Source organism: Haloarcula terrestris, from assembly GCF_031624315.1.
GTDB lineage: Archaea > Halobacteriota > Halobacteria > Halobacteriales > Haloarculaceae > Haloarcula > Haloarcula terrestris.
In genome coordinates this window covers 95,733-114,284 of record NZ_JAMQOM010000004.1, presented here as the reverse complement: position 1 = coordinate 114,284, position 18,552 = coordinate 95,733, and the positions used below count along the sequence as shown (strand labels likewise).

General features: G+C 63.9%; 24 protein-coding genes. 11 read left to right on the top strand and 13 right to left on the bottom strand.

Annotated features, from left to right (window positions below; genetic code table 11):
* Window positions 1-101: 101 nt before the first annotated feature.
* The 5 genes from NDI54_RS10750 to NDI54_RS10730 are packed head-to-tail and all read left to right on the top strand — an operon-like array spanning window position 102 to window position 4,307.
* The gene (locus tag NDI54_RS10750) at window positions 102-1,040 is read left to right on the top strand and encodes a branched-chain amino acid ABC transporter permease (RefSeq protein WP_310896445.1); all 939 of its coding nucleotides are present in this window, start codon (window positions 102-104) and stop codon (window positions 1,038-1,040) included.
* Window positions 1,037-2,128 carry a branched-chain amino acid ABC transporter permease gene (locus NDI54_RS10745; RefSeq protein ID WP_310896444.1) on the top strand — a complete coding sequence of 364 codons (1,092 nt, stop codon included), beginning with the start codon at window positions 1,037-1,039 and terminating at the stop codon, window positions 2,126-2,128. Before NDI54_RS10750 ends, NDI54_RS10745 begins: the two co-directional genes overlap by 4 nt.
* Window positions 2,125-2,883, top strand: coding sequence for an ABC transporter ATP-binding protein (locus NDI54_RS10740; protein ID WP_310896443.1), 759 nt, complete (start codon window positions 2,125-2,127; stop codon window positions 2,881-2,883). The genes NDI54_RS10745 and NDI54_RS10740 overlap by 4 nt, the downstream gene beginning before the upstream one ends.
* A complete protein-coding gene (locus NDI54_RS10735) occupies window positions 2,880-3,623 on the top strand; it encodes an ABC transporter ATP-binding protein (RefSeq protein ID WP_310896442.1) in 744 nt (247 codons plus the stop codon). Before NDI54_RS10740 ends, NDI54_RS10735 begins: the two co-directional genes overlap by 4 nt.
* Complete coding sequence (locus NDI54_RS10730; RefSeq protein WP_310896441.1) at window positions 3,624-4,307, top strand: thioredoxin family protein; 684 nt, start codon at window positions 3,624-3,626, stop codon at window positions 4,305-4,307.
* Window positions 4,308-4,315: 8 nt separating this feature from the next.
* On the opposite strand, the gene NDI54_RS10725 is transcribed toward NDI54_RS10730, so the two are convergent.
* Together NDI54_RS10725 and NDI54_RS10720 are read right to left on the bottom strand one after the other, a co-directional pair.
* The gene (locus NDI54_RS10725) at window positions 4,316-4,714 is read right to left on the bottom strand and encodes a universal stress protein (protein ID WP_137682989.1); all 399 of its coding nucleotides are present in this window, start codon (window positions 4,712-4,714) and stop codon (window positions 4,316-4,318) included.
* Window positions 4,715-4,823: 109 nt separating this feature from the next.
* Window positions 4,824-6,236 carry a signal recognition particle protein Srp54 gene (locus NDI54_RS10720; RefSeq protein WP_310896440.1) on the bottom strand — a complete coding sequence of 471 codons (1,413 nt, stop codon included), beginning with the start codon at window positions 6,234-6,236 and terminating at the stop codon, window positions 4,824-4,826.
* Window positions 6,237-6,366: 130 nt separating this feature from the next.
* Here NDI54_RS10720 and NDI54_RS10715 point away from each other — a divergent pair, with 130 nt between their 5' ends.
* The 3 genes from NDI54_RS10715 (at window position 6,367) to NDI54_RS10705 (ending at window position 8,436) form a co-directional block, all read left to right on the top strand.
* Window positions 6,367-7,275, top strand: a complete 909-nt coding sequence (locus tag NDI54_RS10715) for an AEC family transporter (protein ID WP_310896439.1) — start codon at window positions 6,367-6,369, stop codon at window positions 7,273-7,275.
* Between the two features lie 45 nt (window positions 7,276-7,320).
* A complete protein-coding gene (locus tag NDI54_RS10710; protein WP_310896438.1) occupies window positions 7,321-7,695 on the top strand; it encodes a cupin domain-containing protein in 375 nt (124 codons plus the stop codon).
* Window positions 7,696-7,785: 90 nt separating this feature from the next.
* Window positions 7,786-8,436, top strand: a complete 651-nt coding sequence (locus NDI54_RS10705; RefSeq protein ID WP_310896437.1) for a bifunctional 4-hydroxy-2-oxoglutarate aldolase/2-dehydro-3-deoxy-phosphogluconate aldolase — start codon at window positions 7,786-7,788, stop codon at window positions 8,434-8,436.
* Window positions 8,437-8,501: 65 nt separating this feature from the next.
* Here NDI54_RS10705 and NDI54_RS10700 read toward each other — a convergent pair whose 3' ends face one another.
* The 7 genes from NDI54_RS10700 to NDI54_RS10670 all read right to left on the bottom strand — a co-directional run bounded on the left by NDI54_RS10700 (window position 8,502) and on the right by NDI54_RS10670 (window position 15,277).
* Window positions 8,502-8,948, bottom strand: coding sequence for a cell wall anchor protein (locus NDI54_RS10700; protein ID WP_310896436.1), 447 nt, complete (start codon window positions 8,946-8,948; stop codon window positions 8,502-8,504).
* 550 nt (window positions 8,949-9,498) lie between these two features.
* Window positions 9,499-11,109, bottom strand: a complete 1,611-nt coding sequence (locus NDI54_RS10695; protein WP_310896435.1) for a Coenzyme F420 hydrogenase/dehydrogenase, beta subunit C-terminal domain — start codon at window positions 11,107-11,109, stop codon at window positions 9,499-9,501.
* On the bottom strand, window positions 11,102-12,841 hold the full coding sequence (locus tag NDI54_RS10690; protein WP_310896434.1) for a nitrite/sulfite reductase: 1,740 nt from the start codon (window positions 12,839-12,841) through the stop codon (window positions 11,102-11,104). The genes NDI54_RS10695 and NDI54_RS10690 overlap by 8 nt, the downstream gene beginning before the upstream one ends.
* Before the next feature lie 229 nt (window positions 12,842-13,070).
* Window positions 13,071-14,366: a signal recognition particle-docking protein FtsY gene (ftsY, locus tag NDI54_RS10685; protein ID WP_310896433.1), complete on the bottom strand. Its 1,296-nt coding sequence runs from the start codon at window positions 14,364-14,366 to the stop codon at window positions 13,071-13,073.
* 6 nt (window positions 14,367-14,372) lie between these two features.
* Complete coding sequence (gene pfdA, locus NDI54_RS10680; RefSeq protein WP_406600177.1) at window positions 14,373-14,840, bottom strand: prefoldin subunit alpha; 468 nt, start codon at window positions 14,838-14,840, stop codon at window positions 14,373-14,375.
* Complete coding sequence (rpl18a, locus tag NDI54_RS10675; RefSeq protein WP_004594032.1) at window positions 14,837-15,010, bottom strand: 50S ribosomal protein L18Ae; 174 nt, start codon at window positions 15,008-15,010, stop codon at window positions 14,837-14,839. Before rpl18a ends, pfdA begins: the two co-directional genes overlap by 4 nt.
* Before the next feature lie 129 nt (window positions 15,011-15,139).
* Complete coding sequence (locus NDI54_RS10670; protein WP_310896432.1) at window positions 15,140-15,277, bottom strand: hypothetical protein; 138 nt, start codon at window positions 15,275-15,277, stop codon at window positions 15,140-15,142.
* A gap of 96 nt (window positions 15,278-15,373) precedes the next feature.
* Here NDI54_RS10670 and NDI54_RS10665 point away from each other — a divergent pair, with 96 nt between their 5' ends.
* Entirely contained in the window at window positions 15,374-15,538 is a 165-nt protein-coding gene (locus NDI54_RS10665) for a hypothetical protein (protein WP_310896431.1), read from the top strand.
* 29 nt (window positions 15,539-15,567) lie between these two features.
* On the opposite strand, the gene NDI54_RS10660 is transcribed toward NDI54_RS10665, so the two are convergent.
* Genes NDI54_RS10660 through NDI54_RS10650 form a run of 3 tightly spaced genes read right to left on the bottom strand, consistent with a single transcriptional unit; the run spans window position 15,568 to window position 16,666 of the window.
* The gene (locus NDI54_RS10660) at window positions 15,568-16,233 is read right to left on the bottom strand and encodes a translation initiation factor IF-6 (RefSeq protein WP_310896430.1); all 666 of its coding nucleotides are present in this window, start codon (window positions 16,231-16,233) and stop codon (window positions 15,568-15,570) included.
* 2 nt (window positions 16,234-16,235) lie between these two features.
* Entirely contained in the window at window positions 16,236-16,514 is a 279-nt protein-coding gene (locus tag NDI54_RS10655; RefSeq protein ID WP_137682999.1) for a 50S ribosomal protein L31e, read from the bottom strand.
* A complete protein-coding gene (locus tag NDI54_RS10650; protein WP_004518346.1) occupies window positions 16,514-16,666 on the bottom strand; it encodes a 50S ribosomal protein L39e in 153 nt (50 codons plus the stop codon). Before NDI54_RS10650 ends, NDI54_RS10655 begins: the two co-directional genes overlap by 1 nt.
* A 186-nt stretch (window positions 16,667-16,852) precedes the next feature.
* On the opposite strand from NDI54_RS10650, the gene NDI54_RS10645 reads away from it, so the two are divergent.
* Window positions 16,853-17,305 carry a hypothetical protein gene (locus tag NDI54_RS10645; protein WP_310896871.1) on the top strand — a complete coding sequence of 151 codons (453 nt, stop codon included), beginning with the start codon at window positions 16,853-16,855 and terminating at the stop codon, window positions 17,303-17,305.
* Here the strand turns inward: NDI54_RS10645 and NDI54_RS10640 are convergent.
* Window positions 17,302-18,114, bottom strand: coding sequence for a ZIP family metal transporter (locus NDI54_RS10640; protein WP_310896429.1), 813 nt, complete (start codon window positions 18,112-18,114; stop codon window positions 17,302-17,304). The two genes, NDI54_RS10645 and NDI54_RS10640, sit on opposite strands and share 4 nt — an antisense overlap.
* A gap of 163 nt (window positions 18,115-18,277) precedes the next feature.
* On the opposite strand from NDI54_RS10640, the gene NDI54_RS10635 reads away from it, so the two are divergent.
* Window positions 18,278-18,550: a hypothetical protein gene (locus tag NDI54_RS10635; protein ID WP_310896428.1), complete on the top strand. Its 273-nt coding sequence runs from the start codon at window positions 18,278-18,280 to the stop codon at window positions 18,548-18,550.
* Window positions 18,551-18,552: the final 2 nt, after the last annotated feature.

The following is an 18,552-nucleotide window of genomic DNA, read 5'->3' as shown; positions in this document are numbered from 1 at the left end:
ATAATTTATAGGCCATGAGTGCGCCTTACTTGATACACAAAAACTAGCATGATTAGGAATACGCAGATAGTTCGAGAAGAGTGCGGTGGGGGGAATCCGGCGTGACGCTACTCGCGGATATCCTCACCATCCTATTGAATGGATTGCAGCAGGGCGCGATTTACGTTCTGCTGGCGGTTGGACTGTCGATTATCCTGGGGACACTGAAATTCGTCAACTTTGCCCACGGGGCGCTGTACCTCGTCGGTGCGTATCTGGGGCTGTTCGTCACTGGCCAGGTTCCGCTGAACAACGGCCAGTTAGCGGAGTGGGGCATCCAGTCGTACGGCATCGGACTGGGGTTCATCGCTGCACTGATCATCGTACCGATTGTCGTGTTCGTCATCGGCCTGCTGATGGAGCGGTTCGTCGCACAGGCGTTCTATGACCGCCCCGACACCGACCAGATTCTCGTCACGTTCGGACTCGCAATCATCGTCCAGGAACTGCTCCGGGCGCTACTGGGTGGGAGCAGTCAGCCGTTCCCACAGCCCTCGTGGGCATCTGGCCCCATCGCGTTGCCCGTCGTCGGAAACTTCCCGCGCTGGCGGCTCGGTGTCATCGCGATTACGGCGGTGCTCGTTCTGGGTGTGTACGGCCTCGTCGAGTACACTGACTTCGGGCTCATCGTCCAGGCCGGTACCCTCGACGGCGAGATGGTTCGCCTCCTGGGAATTAAACTGAGCCGGCCGTACCTCGTCGTCTTCGGTATCGGTGCCGCACTCGCCGGCGTTGCCGGCGTCGTCGGCGGGCCGCTCGCCAATGTCAACCCCAACATCGGCACTGAACAGTTGGTGCCGGCGTTCCTGACCGTCGTCATCGGCGGCGTCGGGAAAATAGAGGGGGCCGTCGTGGCCGGGCTGATGCTGGGCACGCTGCAGGTCCTTCTCATCCAGACCGGCTACGCCGCCTGGAGTCAGGTCGGCATCTACGCGCTCGCAGCGGTTATCCTGCTGGTGCGTCCGCAGGGACTGCTGGGCTCGGAGGTGGAGGTCTCGTGAGCGACGAACCGCGCGACGCGACCGCCACGGCAGCGGCCGATGCCGACGCGGAAGTCACCGGCGGTCTCAGCGACCGCTGGGCCAGCTTCCGGGACCGAGAGATATCGACGGTGCTGCTCACGGTCGTGGGCGTGGCCGTCTTCCCGTTCCTGTTCAACAACTTCCTCAACGGCTACACGCAACTGGCGACGCTGATGCTCATCTACGGCATCTTCGCCGTCGGGTTCGACATCCTGCTGGGATACACTGGCTTGCTGTCGTTCGGCCACGCCGTCTTCTTCGGCGGCGCGGCCTACGCCGCCGGTATCTTCAGCGCGAGCGTCAGTACGTCGCCGCTGCTGGTGTTGCTCGCCGGCACGGTGTTTGCCGTGTTGCTGGCGTGGATCGTCGGGTTCCTGTCGCTGCGCCGCGGCGGGATTTACTTCGCTATCCTGACGCTGACGTTCGGCCAGATGTCGTTCTACCTGGCGGCGTCGCCGCTGGCCTTCCTCACGAACGGTGAGAACGGCTTCACCTCCGTGGACATCGGTAGCCTGCTTGGCGTCATCGACATCCACGGCGGGGTGCCGTTCCCGCTGTCGATGCTGGTCGACAACATGCTGTACGTGTTCGTCGCCGTCGTGACCGTGCTGTCGGTCGCGATGGCGAACCGCATTCTTCACTCGCCGTACGGGACAGTGTTCCGTGCGATTCGAGAGAACGAGCGGCGGGCGGAGTTCGTCGGTCTCGATGTGTGGCGGTACAAGCTGATGGCGTTCATCATCTCGGCGGCCTTCGCCGGCATCGCCGGGAGCCTGTTCGCCATCGAGGGGAACTACGTGCCCCTGGAGTCGCTGTACTGGACCGAGTCCGGTCGTATCGTCATCATGACTGTGCTGGGCGGTGTCGGATCGCTGTTCGGCCCCCTGTTCGGTGCCGGACTGTATCTGTACATCGAAAACATCGTCAGCGGGTTCGAGACGCTGGGGCCCTTCTGGCACCTCATCCTCGGCATCGTGTTCGTCGTCGCCGTCGTCGTCTTCCCCAACGGCATCTGGGGCGGTATCGACTACGTCCGCGACAAGGTCGCCGGAGGTGAGGACAAATGACGGTGCTCGAAACCGAGCAACTCACCAAGCAGTTCGGCGGCCTCACGGCCGTCGACGAGGTGGACCTGGAGATAGAACAGGGCGAAGGCGTGAGCCTGATCGGCCCCAACGGCGCGGGGAAATCGACGTTCATCAACCTCGTCACCAGACGGCTCGAACCGAGCTACGGCGAGATCGCGTTCCAGGGGGAGTCCATCATCGGGATGGACCCTCACGAGGTCGTCCAGATGGGGATGAGCAAGTCCTTCCAGACGGCCTCGATCTTCCCCGAGCTGACCGTCAAGGAAAACGCCACTATCGCGGCACTGGCGGCCGAACACGGCTCGTTCCGGTTCAACTTCTTCCGGAACCAGAACAGCTACCCGGAAGTCGATAAACTGGCGGACGAAGTGCTCGAATCCGTCGGCCTCTTCGACGAGCGGGAGAACCAGGCCGACAGTCTCGACTACGGGAACAAACGCCGGCTCGAACTCGGCATCGCGCTGGCCGCCGAGCCGGACATGCTGTTGATGGACGAGCCGACCGCCGGGATGAGCCCCGACGAGACGAAATCGACCGTCGAACTCATCAAACGGGTCAAGGAGGAACTCGACCTGACGTTCCTGCTGGTCGAACACGACATGGAGATCGTCTTTGACATCTCCGACCGCATCGTCGTCCTCAACCGCGGCTCAGTTATCGCGAAGGGGACGCCCGACGAAGTGCAGGACGACCCTGCAGTACAGGAAGCGTACCTGGGAGGTGTCGAGGAATGACATTACTCGAAATCGAAGGTATCAACGGCTACTACGGCGAGAGCCACATCATTCAGGACGTGTCGATGAACGTCGACGACGGCGAGATCACGGCCCTGCTGGGCCGCAACGGGGCGGGAAAGACCTCGACGCTCCGGTGTATCTCCGGGGCAACCCCGCCGGACGTTCGCAGCGGCTCGATCCGGTTCGCTGGCACCGACATCACCAGCGACCCGCCGGAGGACATCGCCGTCCGTGGCATCTCGCTGGTACCGGAGGAACGACGCGTGTTCACTGATCTGACTGTCGCCGAGAACCTCCACCTCGCCGACACCGTCCGCAACAAATCGAACACCTGGCGGCGGAAACTCGACTTCCGCGACGAAGGCATGTCGACCGAAGAGATTTACGAGTACTTCCCGCGGCTCGACGAACGGCGCTCCCAGAAGGCCGGCACACTCTCCGGCGGCGAACAGCAGATGCTCGCCATCGCGCGGGCGCTCCACCAGAGCACCGACTTGCTAATGCTCGACGAGCCATACGAGGGGCTCGCACCACAGATCATCGAGTCCGTCGAGAACGCGATCAGGCGGATCAGCGAGGACGGAACGACGATACTCCTGGTCGAGCAAAACGCCGTGGCGGCGATGAAAATCGCCGACCGGTGTTACGTACTGGACCGCGGCCAGGTGGTCTTCGAGGGGCCTGCCGAGGAACTGCAGAACGATCAGGAAACCCGCGACAAATATCTAGGTGTCTAAATGTCACAAACACAGTCACCCGAGGCGCTACTCGATGCATTGGAAGACGAGGATGTCGTCGTCATCGACGCGGAAACGGACGCAGTCAGCACGACGGAAGCGTTCGAGGCTGACCGCGAGGTGTACTACGACACGTACGTGACGATGGCCGACGCGGAGTTCCACGAGTCCGTCGCCGACGTGTTCGGCCTCGACTCGGCGGCCGAAGCGGCCGAGCGGGTTGACGAGCTCGACGTGTCGCGAGAAGAGTTCGCTACGTTCCTGACCTTGCGGTCGGCCGTCGACGGCTCCTACACCACCGCGGAACTGACGACGATGGCCCAGATGGCGACCGAACTGGGGCCGGAAACGCCGGTTCCCGACGGCGTCGAACACTTAGACGACGACAGCTACGAAGCCTTCGTCGACGCCCACGAGCGGTGTGTCGTCACGGTGTGGAAACTGTTCTGTGACCCCTGCGAAGCGATGAAAGCGCAGTTAGACGACGTGCTGGCCGCGTTCCCGGACGGCGTCCCGGTCGGCGGCGTCGCCGGCGAGCGGTCGCCGGAGTTCTGCCAGTCGGTCGGTGTCAACGCGGCACCCGCGTTCGTGCTGTTCGAGAACGGCGAACCTGTCGAGCGGATCACCGGCCGGACAGACCCGTCGGCGCTCGCTGCGCGGGTCGAAGAAGTGTACGGAAACTGACTGCGGGCTTAGTTTTCTTCGCCGCTACAGACCAGCACGGAGCGGTCCGTCCCGAGAATAACGCTCTGTGTAACGCTGCCGAACAGCACCTTCCCCGTCGGCGTCCGCTTGCGGCCGGCGACAACGATCATGTCGGCGTCTTGCTCGTCGGCCAGCCGGAGGATCGCGTCGGCCGGTTCGCCGCTTGACTCCTCCAGGGCCACCTCGATATCGGCTTCTTCGAGAACGTCCCTCGCCCGGCGCACGGACGCCACCTGATCGACCGACGCCCCCTCGGGGTTTTCCTCGAAGTCGTGCAACAGTGTGACGCGGACCTGGCTTGCGTCCATCGGTATCTCGGTTATCGCTTCCGCGATGGCGGTCCCACGAGCCTCACTTTTGTCTATCCCAGCGACAATTTCGTACATGCTCGCTTCGTCCGTAGGACGGGCCAACCCTTAGTTCTGGCCCGGATTTCGAACATAAATCATCAAAAACAACGTTGGATATCCAACCCGACAGATCGACACGGAGGACTCAGTCGCCGAACGGCCCCATGCCACCGCCACCCATGCCACCCATACCGCCGCCACCGCCGCCACCGCCCTGTTGCATCTGTTTCATCATCCGCTCCATGTCGCCGTCGCCCATGCCCTGGAACTGCTTGAGCATCTGCTCCATCTGCTTGTGCTGCTGGAGGAGTTCACGCACCCGCTCCTCGGGCTTGCCGGAGCCCCGGCAGATGCGCTCTGTGCGGGACTGGCCGACGACGCGGGGGTTTTCCAGTTCCGCCTCGGTCATCGAGTCCATGATGACATCGAAATCCCGCATCCGTTCCTGGGTCACGTCCATCGCGTCGTCGGGGAGCTGATCCATCAGCCCGCCGCCCAGGCCAGGAATCATGTCCATCACCTGGTCGAGCGGCCCCATGTTGTTCATCGTCTGCATCTGCTTGCGCATGTCCTTCAGGGTGAACTGCCCCTCCAGCATGTCCTCGGGGTCCCAGTCCTCCTCGTCGTCCCCCTGGGTCTCCTCCATCGCGCGCTCGACGCGCTCGGTGAGCTGCTTGAGGTCGCCCATCCCGAGCAGGCGGGAGATGAATCCGGAGGGTTCGAACCGCTCGATGTCCTTGACCGTCTCCCCGGAACCGAGGAAGGCGATGGTGGAGTCGGTCTCGTTGACGGCGGCGAGCGCGCCGCCACCTTTCGCCGTCCCGTCGAGTTTCGTGATCACGACGCCGTCGATGCCGATCGCTTCCTCGAAGTCGGCGGCCTGGCTCTTGGCGCTCTGGCCCATCGCCGCGTCCAGCACGAGCAGGTCCCGGTCGGGCTGGACCTCCTGTTCGATGCGCTCGATCTGCTCGATGAGTTCCTCGTTCAGGCCGTCACGACCCGCCGTGTCCACGATGCGAACGTCCGCGTTCTCCGTCGCTTCCAGCCCGTCGCGGGCGATCTTCACGGGGTCGTCCTCGTCGGGGTCGCCGTAGAAGTCCACTTCGGCGCGCTCGGCCATCTCCTTGGACTGGTCGTACGCGCCGGGCCGGTCCGTGTCGGTCTGGATGATGGCCGGGCGGAGCCCCTTCGTCGAGAACCACCAGGCCATCTTCGCGGCCGTCGTCGTCTTCCCCGACCCGTACAGGCCGGCGAGCATGATGGTCTGCTCTTCTAGCGGCAATTCAGTCGACTCGCCGACGAGGTCGACCAGCTCCTCGTAGACGATGCGCAGGACCCAGTCCCGCGGCGTCGTGCCAGCCGGCGGCTCCTCCTCCAGCGCACGCGTCTCGATGCTGTCCGAGAGATCCTGGACGAGTCCGACATCCACGTCGGCCTGCAACAGCGACCGCTGGATCTCCTTGACGATGTCCTCGATGTCCTCCTCGGAGAGCCGGGACTTCCCCCGGAGGTCGTCGAGTGTCCCCCGGAGCGAACTCCCAAGATCGTCGAGTACCATTGTTGGACCGAGATACGCGACCGCACGGGTAAAGGCTTGTTGTCGGGCCGTCGACCCCGACTCTCGGAGGGATACCGCCACTTCTGCCCGTGACGAAAGGGTGAAATGGGCGAACCGACTGGGCGACAACATGGCCGTTCTCGGACAGCTCGGATTCATGGTCGCGTTCCTTTCGGCCGGCGTCGCCGCCGGCTCTCTCGAGCTGTTGACCGAGCGCCGGACGGAGGTGCTCACCTCCCTCGTGTTCACTGTCGCGCTGCCCGCGCTCATATTCCGCTCCACCTACAATCGACCGCTGCGGGAGATCATCTCGCCAGCGTTGCTCGGAGGCTTCTGGGCCGTCATCGTGTTGACGATTCTCCTGGGGTGGATCGTCCACAGGCGGCTGGAGTCGGCGGACCGGCGGAGCGTGTCGGTGGTCCAGTCGTACCACAGCAACATGGGGTTTCTCGGCCTCCCGCTGGTGGCGGCGACGATGGGCAGCGAGGCGACGGCAGTCGCAAGCGTCATCCTCGGCATCGGCGCGGTGACGCACGTCCCGGTGACGGTGTTCCTGCTGGTCCGAATCAACGGGAGCGACGCCTCGCTGCTGGCCGAGTGCAAGAAACTGCTCACGAACCCGGTCCTCATCGCGCTCACGGCCGGGATCACGGCGTCGGTCCTGTCGCTGTCGGTGCCGGAGACGCTGATTCAGGCGCTCGGGCTGCCGGCGGAACTGGCGCTGCCCGTCGCGTTGCTGTGTATCGGCGCGACGCTCGATACGGACCTCCCGCTGTCAGACGTACAGAAGACCGTCAGCGTCGTCGGGCTGAAGGTGCTGTGGATGCCGGCGCTGGCGTGGCTGGTGTACTCCTCGCTGGCGGTCGATACGACGGCGCTCGGCGCGGCGGTCGTGATGTTCGGCGCGCCGACCGCCGTCTCGACGTACGTCTACACGACAGAGCTTGGCGGCGATGCGGCGTTTGCCTCACTGAACGTCTTCATTTCGACGGTTGCCTCCATCGGGACGCTCTCCGTGCTCGTCTGGCTGTTCGCCTAGGTCTCCGTGGCCACGCTTTTGCCCGCCGACGCCCCCAGCGACGATATGGGCTATCACCAGATCGATCCTGAGGACTTGCCAGACACCGAGGACTACCCCTGTGATCGGCGCGGCATCTCCGACGCCGCCGAACTCCACGCGCTCCACGCGGCCACCTACGAAATGGTCCCCGGCGAAGACCTCTCGCGGACCTACCACTACCACGAGACGCGCGAGGAACTGTTCTACGTGCTTGCAGGCACACTCCACGTTGAGACGCCCGACGGGGAGTTCGTGGTCGCCGCCGACGAGGCCTTCGTCGCCGAGCCGGAGAGCCCCCACCGCGCACACAACCCCGAGGACGCCGACGAGTCGGTTACTGTGCTGGGTGTCGGCGCACCGCCGACCGACATCGCGCGCCCGTACGACCCGGACGCCTGACGTGGCCTTCTGGGACTCCCCCGATGCGGACGGCCCTAGAGACTCCGCGGTTCAGACACGCTTTTGGGCCACCCCATCGGAGTTGCGCGCATGACGAGCAAACAAGCGGTGCAACAGCAGCTGGTCGACAGCGGCGTTACGGCAGTCCTGCGCGGAATTCCCGAGGAGAAGATGGTCGACGTGGCGACGGCCGTCCACGAGGGCGGCGTCACGGCGCTTGAACTGACCGCCGACGCGAAGCGGTGCTCGGACATGATCGCCGCCGTCGACAAGGCCCTCGACGATACCGACGCGATCATCGGGGCCGGGACGGTCATGGACGCCGCCGCCGCCCGCAACGTCATCGAGGCCGGCGCGGAGTTCGTCCTCGCGCCGAACCTCAACGAGGACGTACTCGACGTGTGTAATCGCGAGGGCGTCGTCGCCATCCCCGGTGTCATGACGCCGACGGAGGCCGCCGACGCGATGGAGGCCGGCGCGGACATTCTGAAAATGTTCCCCGCTTCGACGGTCGGCCCGGGCCACATCGGCGCGCTGCAGGGGCCGCTGGGCGACGTGCCGATCATGCCGACCGGCGGCGTCTCCACGGACAACGTCGCCGACTTCTTCGACGCCGGCGCGGTTGCCGTCGGCGCTGGCTCTGCGCTGGTCAACTACGAAGCCATCGAGAACGACGACATGGACGGCGTCCGCGAACAGGCCGCCGAATTCGTCGCTGCCGTCGAGGCTGCCCGAGAATAGCAACTGTGTCGGCGTCTCCGGGACCGCCCCGGACCGTCGGAATAACAGATACCTACAAGAGCGGCCTATTCTTCGGTTTCGTTCGTCGTCTCGTTGCCGGCCGTACCGGTTTCGTTGCCTGGCATCTCCGTTTCGTTGCCTGGCATCTCCGTTTCGTTGCCCGGCATCTCAGTTTCGTTACCCGGCATCTCCGTTTCGTTGCCCGGCATGTCCGTTTCGTTGCCCGGCATCTCAGTCTCGTTTTCGCCCATTTCAGTCTCGGTTCCCATGCCGGTTTCTTCCTCGGTCTCCATCTCAGTCTCAGTTTCCATCTCGGTCTCCTCCTCAGTCATCACGTCGGTCTCCTCCTCAGTCATCGCGTCGGTCTCTCCCTCCGTGGGCGTGCCCGGGCCTTCAGCGCCACCACCGGTCTCTGTGCCGCTACCGTCGGAGCCACCACAGCCAGCGAGCGCCACAAGTGCGCCGCCTGCGAGTTTGATAACGTTCCGTCGAGATTTTATTGGTCGTCCCATAGCGTTTGCCCGGAGACCATCGGGGCAGTTTATGAATGACCTGCTAAGAGTCTGACGGAGCGATGACGGAACAGGTTAACCACACCCGAAGTCAGGATCCGTTCCTGAAGCAAGCATGAACGGTCCGTTTCAAGACATGATTGATCGACCGTCAGTCTCGAACCGAGTGCCTGAGTGGGGTTTCACGGTCGAATACGCACGGTAGCGAATCGTGCGTCAGTAGACCAACGCGGCGGAGTATGAGCAAGAAGTAACCATCCGGTTCGAGCGGTCATCGAACGGTTATCGAACGTATAGGTCCCGTCGGCGGCGAGATTAGGAGACGCTGCTATCGGTTCCGTTGCCGTCTCGTGACGCCAGTATCGGGAGCCATTTCGAGCATGCGCAGCCAGCCCCTGCTCGTCGGAGGCCACAGTACCGGCAGTACCCCATAGAACGAGTCCAGAATAGGGTGGCCTTACAATCGGTTTCACGGTCAAAATCAGCTCGACCGCGGTTTAACTACGGTATAACACCGCTACGTGGCCCGGTACCATGACTCCAGCCGTACTCAGTGGTCGCTCTCGTGCGGGTGAAGTTCGGTCCCGTAGTTTTCGGCGTGGTCGGCGTAGTCGATGAACCGCGGGGCGTCGGGATCGAAGGGCCGTTGCAGCGCGTCGAAGGCCTTCTTTTTGTCCCAGCCCTGGAGTTTGCCGACGGCGGAGCGGTCTTCGAGGTCGTGATAGTCCAGATTGGGCTCGGTCAGTTCCCACGCCCGCAGGCCGGTTTCGGTCCGGACGATGACCGAGGAGTACTCGTCGCTGGAGCCGACGGAACCGACGGTGAGGTCGGCACAGTAGCCCGTGAAGTCGGCGCACTCGTCACAGCCCTTGAGCGCGGCGTCGTGGAAGTTCTCGACATCTTCCTCTAACAGCATCTCGCCGTCCTCGCCATACACCATCATCTTCCCGTGGAGCACGTCCATCTTGCCGATATCCGCGCGGTCGATGCCCCGTTCCTCCTCGATGAGTTCGCCGATGAGCGAGTAGTAGTTGAAGTTCTTCGTACACATCAGCGCGATGGTGTAGTCGATGGCGCGGACGCCGTCCTCCTGGGCGGCGTAGTCCCAGTCGAAGTCCTGCAAGGCGCGGATTCCCTCGATTTCACAGGGCGTCCCGACCAGCGCGAGCGACGCCTCCGACAGCGGCCCGTCGAGTTTGTGTTCCCATTGCTTGAGGTCGAGGTTCCCCAGCGCGAGCGTCTGGTTGTAGAAGCTCCCGGCGTTGTCGATGCACTCCTCCGGTGTGGTGGCGAGGAACGACTCGGCTTTCCACTCGGCGTCGTCGCTCTCGGTGGCGATGAGCGCGCCGTCGATCTCACCGGCTTCGAGCAGGTGACACAGCACTGATGTCACGAGGCCGCCGTCCTGGGCGTTCTCGCGCCAGTCGTCCTCGACTTTCGCGGAGAACTCCGTGATGGGGTCGCCCGCGCCCTTGACGTTGTCGTCGCCGCCGGTGATCTTCCACTGGCGCTCGTAGCGAAGGCCGCCGCGAGGGCACATGTCCCAGCACAGCGAGCAGCCGGTACACATCTTTACGAGTTCGGGGAGGTCATCGTCGCCGACACCGATGGAGTCGCTGGGACAGGCCGCGACACAGGTCCCACACTGGATGCAGCGGTCGTCCTGGATGACGGCTTCGTCCAGTTCCATGAACCACGTCTTGCCGTCGGGCTCCTCGATGTCGCTCATCTCCGCGCGGATGCCGTAGCCGGGCGTGTCGAGGTCGACATCCTCGGGAACGTTGACCCGCTCGTCGGGACGGCCGTCGTCGACGGTCTGGCTGGTCCCAGAGGCAGGTTTCGTGAACTGGATGGGTTTGAGTTTCCCGTCCGGTTCGACGTTCGCCGCGCCGGTGCCCCCGTCCGGGCGGACCCGGCGCTCCTCACTGTCACCGGAGCCATGACTGTGCCCACGATCACTCCTGCCACAGCCGCAATCGCTCCCGCACCCACAGTCGCCGTCTTGACCGTCACCCGGAACTCCGGGCATCGACCGGCCGCCGTCGGTCACCAGCAGCGGGTCGGCGTCGTCACGGTCCGCGGAGGAGTCCGAGGTGTTCTCGACGAACTCGGGCGCGGCGTCGGCCGGCGCGACCTGCCGCCAGAAGCGCCGGTCAGTCATCGTCGGCCACCTCCCCGCGACCGCCGCCGTCACCGTGTGCGACGCCGCCGGCGACGTTGGCGTCGGCCCGTCGCATCACCGAGCGAAGCCGGTCGTTGCCGACCCGTCGACACCACTCGTAGAACCGTTCGCCGTCGTCGCGCTCGTCGGCATAGGCCTCGAACAGTTCCTCCAGTGCCGGAATGACGGCATCGGCGGGCACCGCGTGTTCGACCCAGTCGAGGAACTCGTTGTCCGCGCCGAGGCTCCCGCCGAGGCCGAAGTCCATCCCCTCGACGATGTTGTCCCCTTCTTCGTTCGTGGTCTCTTCCGGGTCGTCGATCTGGACCGTCTCGCCGCGGAAGCCGATGTCGGCGATCTGGGGCTGGGCACAGGAGGCCGAGCAACCGGACATGTGCATCCGCACCACGTCGATTTCGTCTGGCACGTCGATACGGCGGTCCAGCGCCTTCGCCCAGCGGCGGACGCGGTTTTTCGTCTCGATGATGCCGTAGTTGCAGAACTCCGAGCCGGTGCAGCCGACCGCACCCCGCGAGAACGGGCCGGGGTCGGGCTGGTACTTCCGGGCAAAGGGCGTGTTCAGCAGTTCACCGATGTTTTGTTCGGGGATATGCGTGAGGAGGAAGTTCTGGTCGGTCGCCAGCCGGACCGACGCGTCCTCGGTGCCGTACTCCCGTGCGGCGTGGGCCGCCCGACGGAATTCGTCGCCGCCCATCCGGCCGGCGATGACGTTGAAGCCGACGTATTTCAGGCCGTCCGCACGCTGGTCGTGGACGCCGACGTGGTCGCCGCGGTACCCCTCCGAGCAGTCGGTCCCGCGGGTCGGCAGGTCGACGGCACAACGGTCCCGGACCGCCGCTTCGAATTTCTCCGCGCCCATCTGCTGGACGAGATAGCGCATCCGGCAGACGCCGCGGTTGTTGCGGTCACCCAGTTCCTTGAACGTCTGGGCGACGGCCCGGCAGAACTCGACGGTGTCCTCCGGTGGCACGAACACATCCAGATCCGAGGCCATCCGCGGCCCGTCCGAGAGGCCGCCGCCGACCCTGACGTGGAAGCCGTAGTACTGCTCGCCGTCGATTTCGCGGCGGGCCGGCGTCAGTCCCACGTCGTTGATCTGGGACTGGGCGCAGTCCTGGCGGCAGCCGGTGATGGTCATCTTGAACTTCCGCGGGAGGTTCGCGTACTCCCGGTTCTTCGTGAAGAACTCAGAGACGGCGTCGACCACGGGCTGGGCGTCGAAGCACTCGTGGTCGTCCAGTCCGGCGGCGGGACAGCCAAGGACGTTCCGCGCCGAATCCCCACAGCCCTGGACCGTCGTCAGTCCGACCTCGTCGTAGCGCTGCCAGATCTCCGGCACGTCCTCGATCTCGATCCAGTGCATCTGGATGTCCTGGCGGGTCGTGATATCGAGGAACGCGTCACCCCAGATGTCGTTCTGTTCCTCGCCACCGAATTCCTCGGGCGCGGTGGCGTACTCATCTGCCACCTCGCCGATGACTTCGGCCTGCGCTGGCGAGAGGTAGCCGCCCGGGACTTTGGTTCGCATCATGAAATAGCCGTCCTGGCGGCCGTGGGCGTACAGCCCGGCCCACTTCAGCCGCTCCCACTCGCCGTCACCGGCCCGGGCCTCGATCTCTTCGAAACTCAATTCCTCGGCCGCGTACCGCTCGACATCCTCGATGACATCCAGCGGGTGCTTCTCCTGCTTCCAGCGTTCTACTGTGTTCATAGGTATCACACCACAATTTTGTGTGTATTACTACTGAACAACGAACGCCTTCAACTCCGCCCTGCCGGCGAAAACGACCACACCTCCCCTGCTGTGGTAATATTTACCGCATCTTTCGTGGCGCTGTCCCGTCGGGACGGCGCGGACTCTCCGGGTTCGACACAATCAGGGTCGGCAGTATCCACTCACAGCCGACAAGTAGCGGCAAAAATGACCGTAGAGTCCGAGCCTACTCGCCGATGAGGCTGTCGACGATTTCCTCGGGATCGAACGGTTCGAGGTCGCCGTAGTCCTGGCCGGTCCCCAGGAAGAGGATCGGCTTCCCGGTGACGTGGGCAACGGAGATCGCCGCGCCGCCCTGTGGATCGGCGTCGGCTTTCGTCAGGATCGCCCCGTCGATCTCGGCCGCGTCGTTGAACTCCCGCGCCCGGTTGACAGCGTCCTGCCCGGCGACCGCCTCGTCGACGAACAGCGTCATGTCCGGGTCAATGTTGCGGTCGATCTTCTCCAGTTGGGCCATCAGGTCATCTGAGGTGTGGAGCCGACCGGCCGTATCGCCAAGCACCACGTCGATGTCGTTTGCCTTGGCGTACTCGACAGCGTCGTAGACGACCGCCGTCGGGTCCGACCCCTGTTCGTGGGTGATGATCTTCTTGCCGAGGTTCTCGGCGTGCTTTTCGAGTTGCTCGTTCGCGCCGGCGCGGTAGGTGTCACCGTTAGCGAGCACCGTCGAGAGCCCGCGCTCCTCGAAGTACCGGGCCAGTTTCGCAATCGAGGTCGTCTTGCCGACGCCGTTGACCCCGGTGAACACGATGGTGACCGGCTTGTCGGCCTGCTGAACGCGCTCGTCGAAGTCGAACTGCCCGACGTTGATAACGTCGTACAGCGACTCCCGAAGCGCGTCCCGGACGAGGTTCCCCGTGCTGGAGAGCCGTCGTCGGGTCTGACCCGTGAGGTTCTCCTTGACGCCGTCGAGGATCTCGTTGGCGACGCTCATCTCCACGTCGCTGGACAGCAGCGCCAGTTCGAGGTCGTCGAGGTGGCTCTGCAGGTCCTCTTCCTCGATGACCGTTTTCCCGGTCGCCATGAGCTTCGCCTTCGCGGCGAGGCCGCGGCTGTCGTCCTCTTCGTCAGACTCCGAATCGGCTTCGGACGCCGGGTCGTCGTCGGTCTCTGCAACGTCGTCCGACTCTGACTCTTCCTCGCCCTCCTCGGCTACGTCTTCGACTGCCGCGGACGACGCCGTGGCTGACTCGTCTGTCGCCTCGGAATCAGCGGCTGGCGGTACAGAACCGGCCCCGGACTGGTCGTCCATGGCTGCTGGTGCCGCTGCCGCCGTCTGCGTGTCGTCCTCGGGCGGGTTCGCGTCCGCTTCGGACTCGGCATCGGCCTGCTGGTCGGCGGGCGCGTCCCCGTCGGCCTCGTCGGCGTCCGGTTCGTCCTCCGCTTCGAGTGCGTCGTCGTCAACGTCTTCCTCGACATCACTCGTGAACCCGCTGAGTTTGTCCTTCAGTCCGTCGAACATGCGGCCTTACTCGTCTTCCTGCTCTTGCTGTTGCATCATCTGCTGCATCTGCTGCTGTTGCATCTGCTGGGCCTGCTGTTCGAGTTCCTCCATCTCGGTCTCGACTTCGGCCTTCTCGTCTTCCAGGTCGCTGATGTGGTCGTCCAGCGTTTCCTTCTTCGTTTCCAGCGTGCTGACAGCGCCCTCCTGCTCGCGCTCTGCGGAGTAGCCGCCACCGAGGGAGACGACGACTTCGTCGATGTCCTCGATAGTCGCGCGGATGTAGGCGTCGCCGCCGAGCGGGACCTGCACCGTCGAACCGGAGTCGAGCGTCTCGATGGCCTCGATGGCCTCGTCGATGTCAGTCTGCTTCTCGCGGAGGCGTTCGATCTCCTCGTCGATGGCGTCGACTTCCTGCTCCATCTGTTCGATCTCCTGTGCGACCTGCTGCATCTGACCGCCACCGCCGCCACCGCCGCCGCCACCGCCCATCATGCTGCCACCTCCTCGATCGTGATCTGCGTGCGCTTGAGGTTGTGCTGGGAGCCGAAGTCGCTGTAAACGCGCTCCTCAGCGACGTTCTCGTTTGGCGCGTCGACCTCCTTCTCGAACTGTTGTGGGCCGTCTCGGGCCGGGAAACTACCGCGAACAGTGTACGTGCTCATACACGCAGGTGCGGGCAGGGCAGGGAAGTATCTTCCCCTTCCAGCCTTCTCCGAGTTCCAGGACTCACACGGGCGATCCGTCGCTGTCCGGCGGCTGACACGGCGAAAAACTCGAAGCGGGCGGCGGCGCTACGTCTCCGTTCCTGGTGCGTACACCATGTCGCCGCCACACTCGGGACACGACGGCCGAAGCACCGCTGTCGAGTAGTCACACTTCCGGCAGACGAGCCGGTTCTGGTCGTCGGCGGCTGGGGTTCGCTGGACCATACGTGCTAGTTGGGAACACACCATATTATTCTTTGACACGGAGTATCATGGTCGGCGACCTGGAGGAATTTGTCGAGGTAGTCCCAACATGCGACCATGAGCCAGACGACCTACCAGTGCCAGTGCGGTGCGACCCTTCGATTCAGGCAGGATCTGACGCTGGAGCGTGGCGGGACCAGTCGGTCCTGGGCCTGTGGCGATTGCGGACTGCCCGTTCCGGGCGTCGTTGCGGAGAAACTCAGCCACCAGCATCCGTCCTGAGCGAGCGGTGCGTGTCAGAAAAGACCGCGTCAGTCGATGTAGCCGAGCGCCTGGTCGATACGGCCCAGTTCCGGCCCGGAGGTGTCCGAGCCACAGACGTAGCCGTGGTCGTTGGCGATCAGCCCGGAGCCGACGAGCGGGCCGCCGTAGTTGATCGTCCCGATATCGGCGGGCACATCGAGGACTTCTTCGAGGGCGTCGAGTTCGCCGTCCGTGGCCTTCGGATGGCAGAGCACGCCCTTGTTGGTGGCGACGGCAGCGGTCCCGACAGTCGTGACACCGGCGATGACGCCGCGTTCGACGGGCACGTCCAGCCCGTCTTTGATTGCCTGGACGGCGTCCCGCGAGAGGTCGGGGTGGACGTACGCGCCGTAGTCGTTACAGCAAACGACGTTGCCGGCGGCGTTGATCCGGCCGGGCAGCCGCGTGATGGGCACGTCGACCGCGTCCTGAATCCGCTCGATCTCGGTCTCGCGGACGCGTTCGGAGACGACCAGCCCGTTCTCGTTGCCGGTCGCGAGCGCGCCGACGGTCCCGGACCGGCCGACGGTGGTCGGCACGGCCGGAACGTCGAGTTCGTCGCTCAGGTCATCGAGCAGCGATTCGTCTAAGTCGGGGCGAACCAGCACACAGTCGTCGGTCGCACGGGCGAAGACACCCACGTACGACGACCCGGAGAAAGCCGCGCGGAGCAACGTTACTCTGCGGTCTCTGCTTCGACGATGGCTTCGCCCTCTTCCTCGAAGCGGGCGGCGCGAACACGGATCTTGCTCGGCGTGTTAGCACGGCCGCGAGCCCAGGCCGCCTCGTTGATGGAGGGGTCCAGGCGGACGGCGCTCTCCTCGACCGAGAAGTGCTTGGCGAGGTGCTCGCGGATGAGGACCATCGCTTTGTCTGCGCGCTTGTGGTTCGGTTCTGCTCGCGCGTCTCGGAGCGGAATGGTGACGACACGCTCCTCGAAGTCACTGGCGCTCATTATTCGTCAGTGTCGTTGCGCCGCCAGTGGCGTCGCTTGTGGTTGCGCTGGACCTCGCGGTCCGTCTTGAGCATGACCCAGGCCGGGACTCGACTGTTCTGGTTGTCGAGCTTGGCCAGTCGCTTCTTCGTAGCCTTCGATTTCTTACCCATGGTATGGTGCTTGTTCCGCGCCGTGGTTTAAATTCCTTCCTTTTCGAGCCGGTCACGGCCGGTTATCAGCGGCTATAACTGCGGACGTAGAACTAAGTAGCGCTCAACCCTGATTATCAATGGATGAAGCGCCGGAGATTTCTCCAGACAGCAAGTGTCAGTGCGACGGCCGTCGGCGCTGGGTGCATGGGCGGTGGCGGCGAAGTCGTCGTGAGTGTACGGAAGGATGTCAGAGTCAATCCGCATGAAGCGTGGATACAGGAAGAAATCCCCGACGTGTCCGACCCCGGGGGCGAAATACAGTACATCGTCAAGGCGGAGATCCCGTTCAACGTGTACGTCTTCACTGACCGGGAGAACTTCGAGCAGTACGACACGTACATCAAGGGTCGAGAGCCCGACGAGACACCGCCGGGGAATCCCAAGTTCAGCCAGACAGCGGTCCAGCCGAAGGGGTCGGACATCTACGAGGCGTCGACGGACGACGGCGGCGCACGCGAATCACTTGACGAACCAGGGCCGTACTTCTTCGCCGTCGACCACTCGAACTACCGGATGGAGACCCGCGTCGGGGACTACGACGACCCGCTGACGGCCTTTGTCGATCTCACCGTCATCCGGAAGAAACTCCCCTTCTAGACGAACGCCAGCGGGACCATCGCTAGTACCCCGATAGCGACGCCGGCAGTCAGTTCGCGCTTGCCGCCCCCCGGCAGCCCGTCCCCGTACTCCAGCGCCTCGGGAACGAACTCCGTGAGGACGAGAGACACCATCGCCCCGGCAGCGAAGCCGAAGCCGAACGGGAGAAACGCCTTCGCCAGCGTAACGAAGTAGTACGCGATAACGGCCCCGACCGGCTGTGGCAGCGAGGAGAACACCGCCCACCAGACCATCTTCGGCTCGCTGACACCCAGCGAGCGAAGCGGAATTGCGATGGCAGTCCCCTCCGGGATATTGTGGATGGAGATGGCGACCGTCATGAACACCGCCAGCAGCGGCACGGAGACGCCGAGGATGCCCACAGCGGAGTCAGGCGTGGCCGATTCCAGCCCGAGTTCCGCGAAGGAGACGCCCACAGCCACGCCCTCCGGGAAGCTATGAACGGTCAGAATGCCCAGAATCAGCAGGAGCTTCGTGAAATCCGCCTGTTCGAACTGTTTGGGCGAGTGGTCGAAGTCATCCAGCACCCGGTGGGCGACCACGACGAGTACGACCCCGGCGAGGATACCGGGAACCATGAGCAGTGCCGACCCGTAGGCCAGCCCCTCGCGGACGAGTCCAAACAGCGAGGCGGCGACCATGATTCCGGAGGCCAGCCCCCACAGCAGGACGTTCCACCGGTCGGAGAACTCATCGACGAGAAAGAACGGTATCGCGCCGAGCCCGGTGGCGAGTGCCGTGAGCAGCCCCGCGACGAACACGAAGGCGACGTTCTCGACGGCGACCATACCGGTGCTACGTCGCTCGAACCGATAAGAATTATCACTAACTTGATTGTTTTTGGGAGACCTAGACAGCGTGCCAGAACACCGTAATACTCCTTATATAATATCACAACCTCATACTCGCTAGTGGGACACGCTTATACAGTAAAACCCAGAATAGTCGTGTATGTCAAAAGCAGTTCAGCAAAATAGTGCAAATTCATACATCGTAGAAGAAGATACCCCATCGGATGTCGAATTAACGCTACGGGACGTGAACACCGGGCGGTGTTACGATATTGTCGACTACGCCGACCCCATCCTGGCAGAAAAGCTACAGGCCCGCGGTCCCGGTAGCACCGTTCGTGTGGAGCTCGCACCGGTCGACACCGACGGCGACCGCTGGGCCGTGACGCGGCATCTGCCCGGCGCACCACCTCGCATCGGATTGGGCCGCTAAGC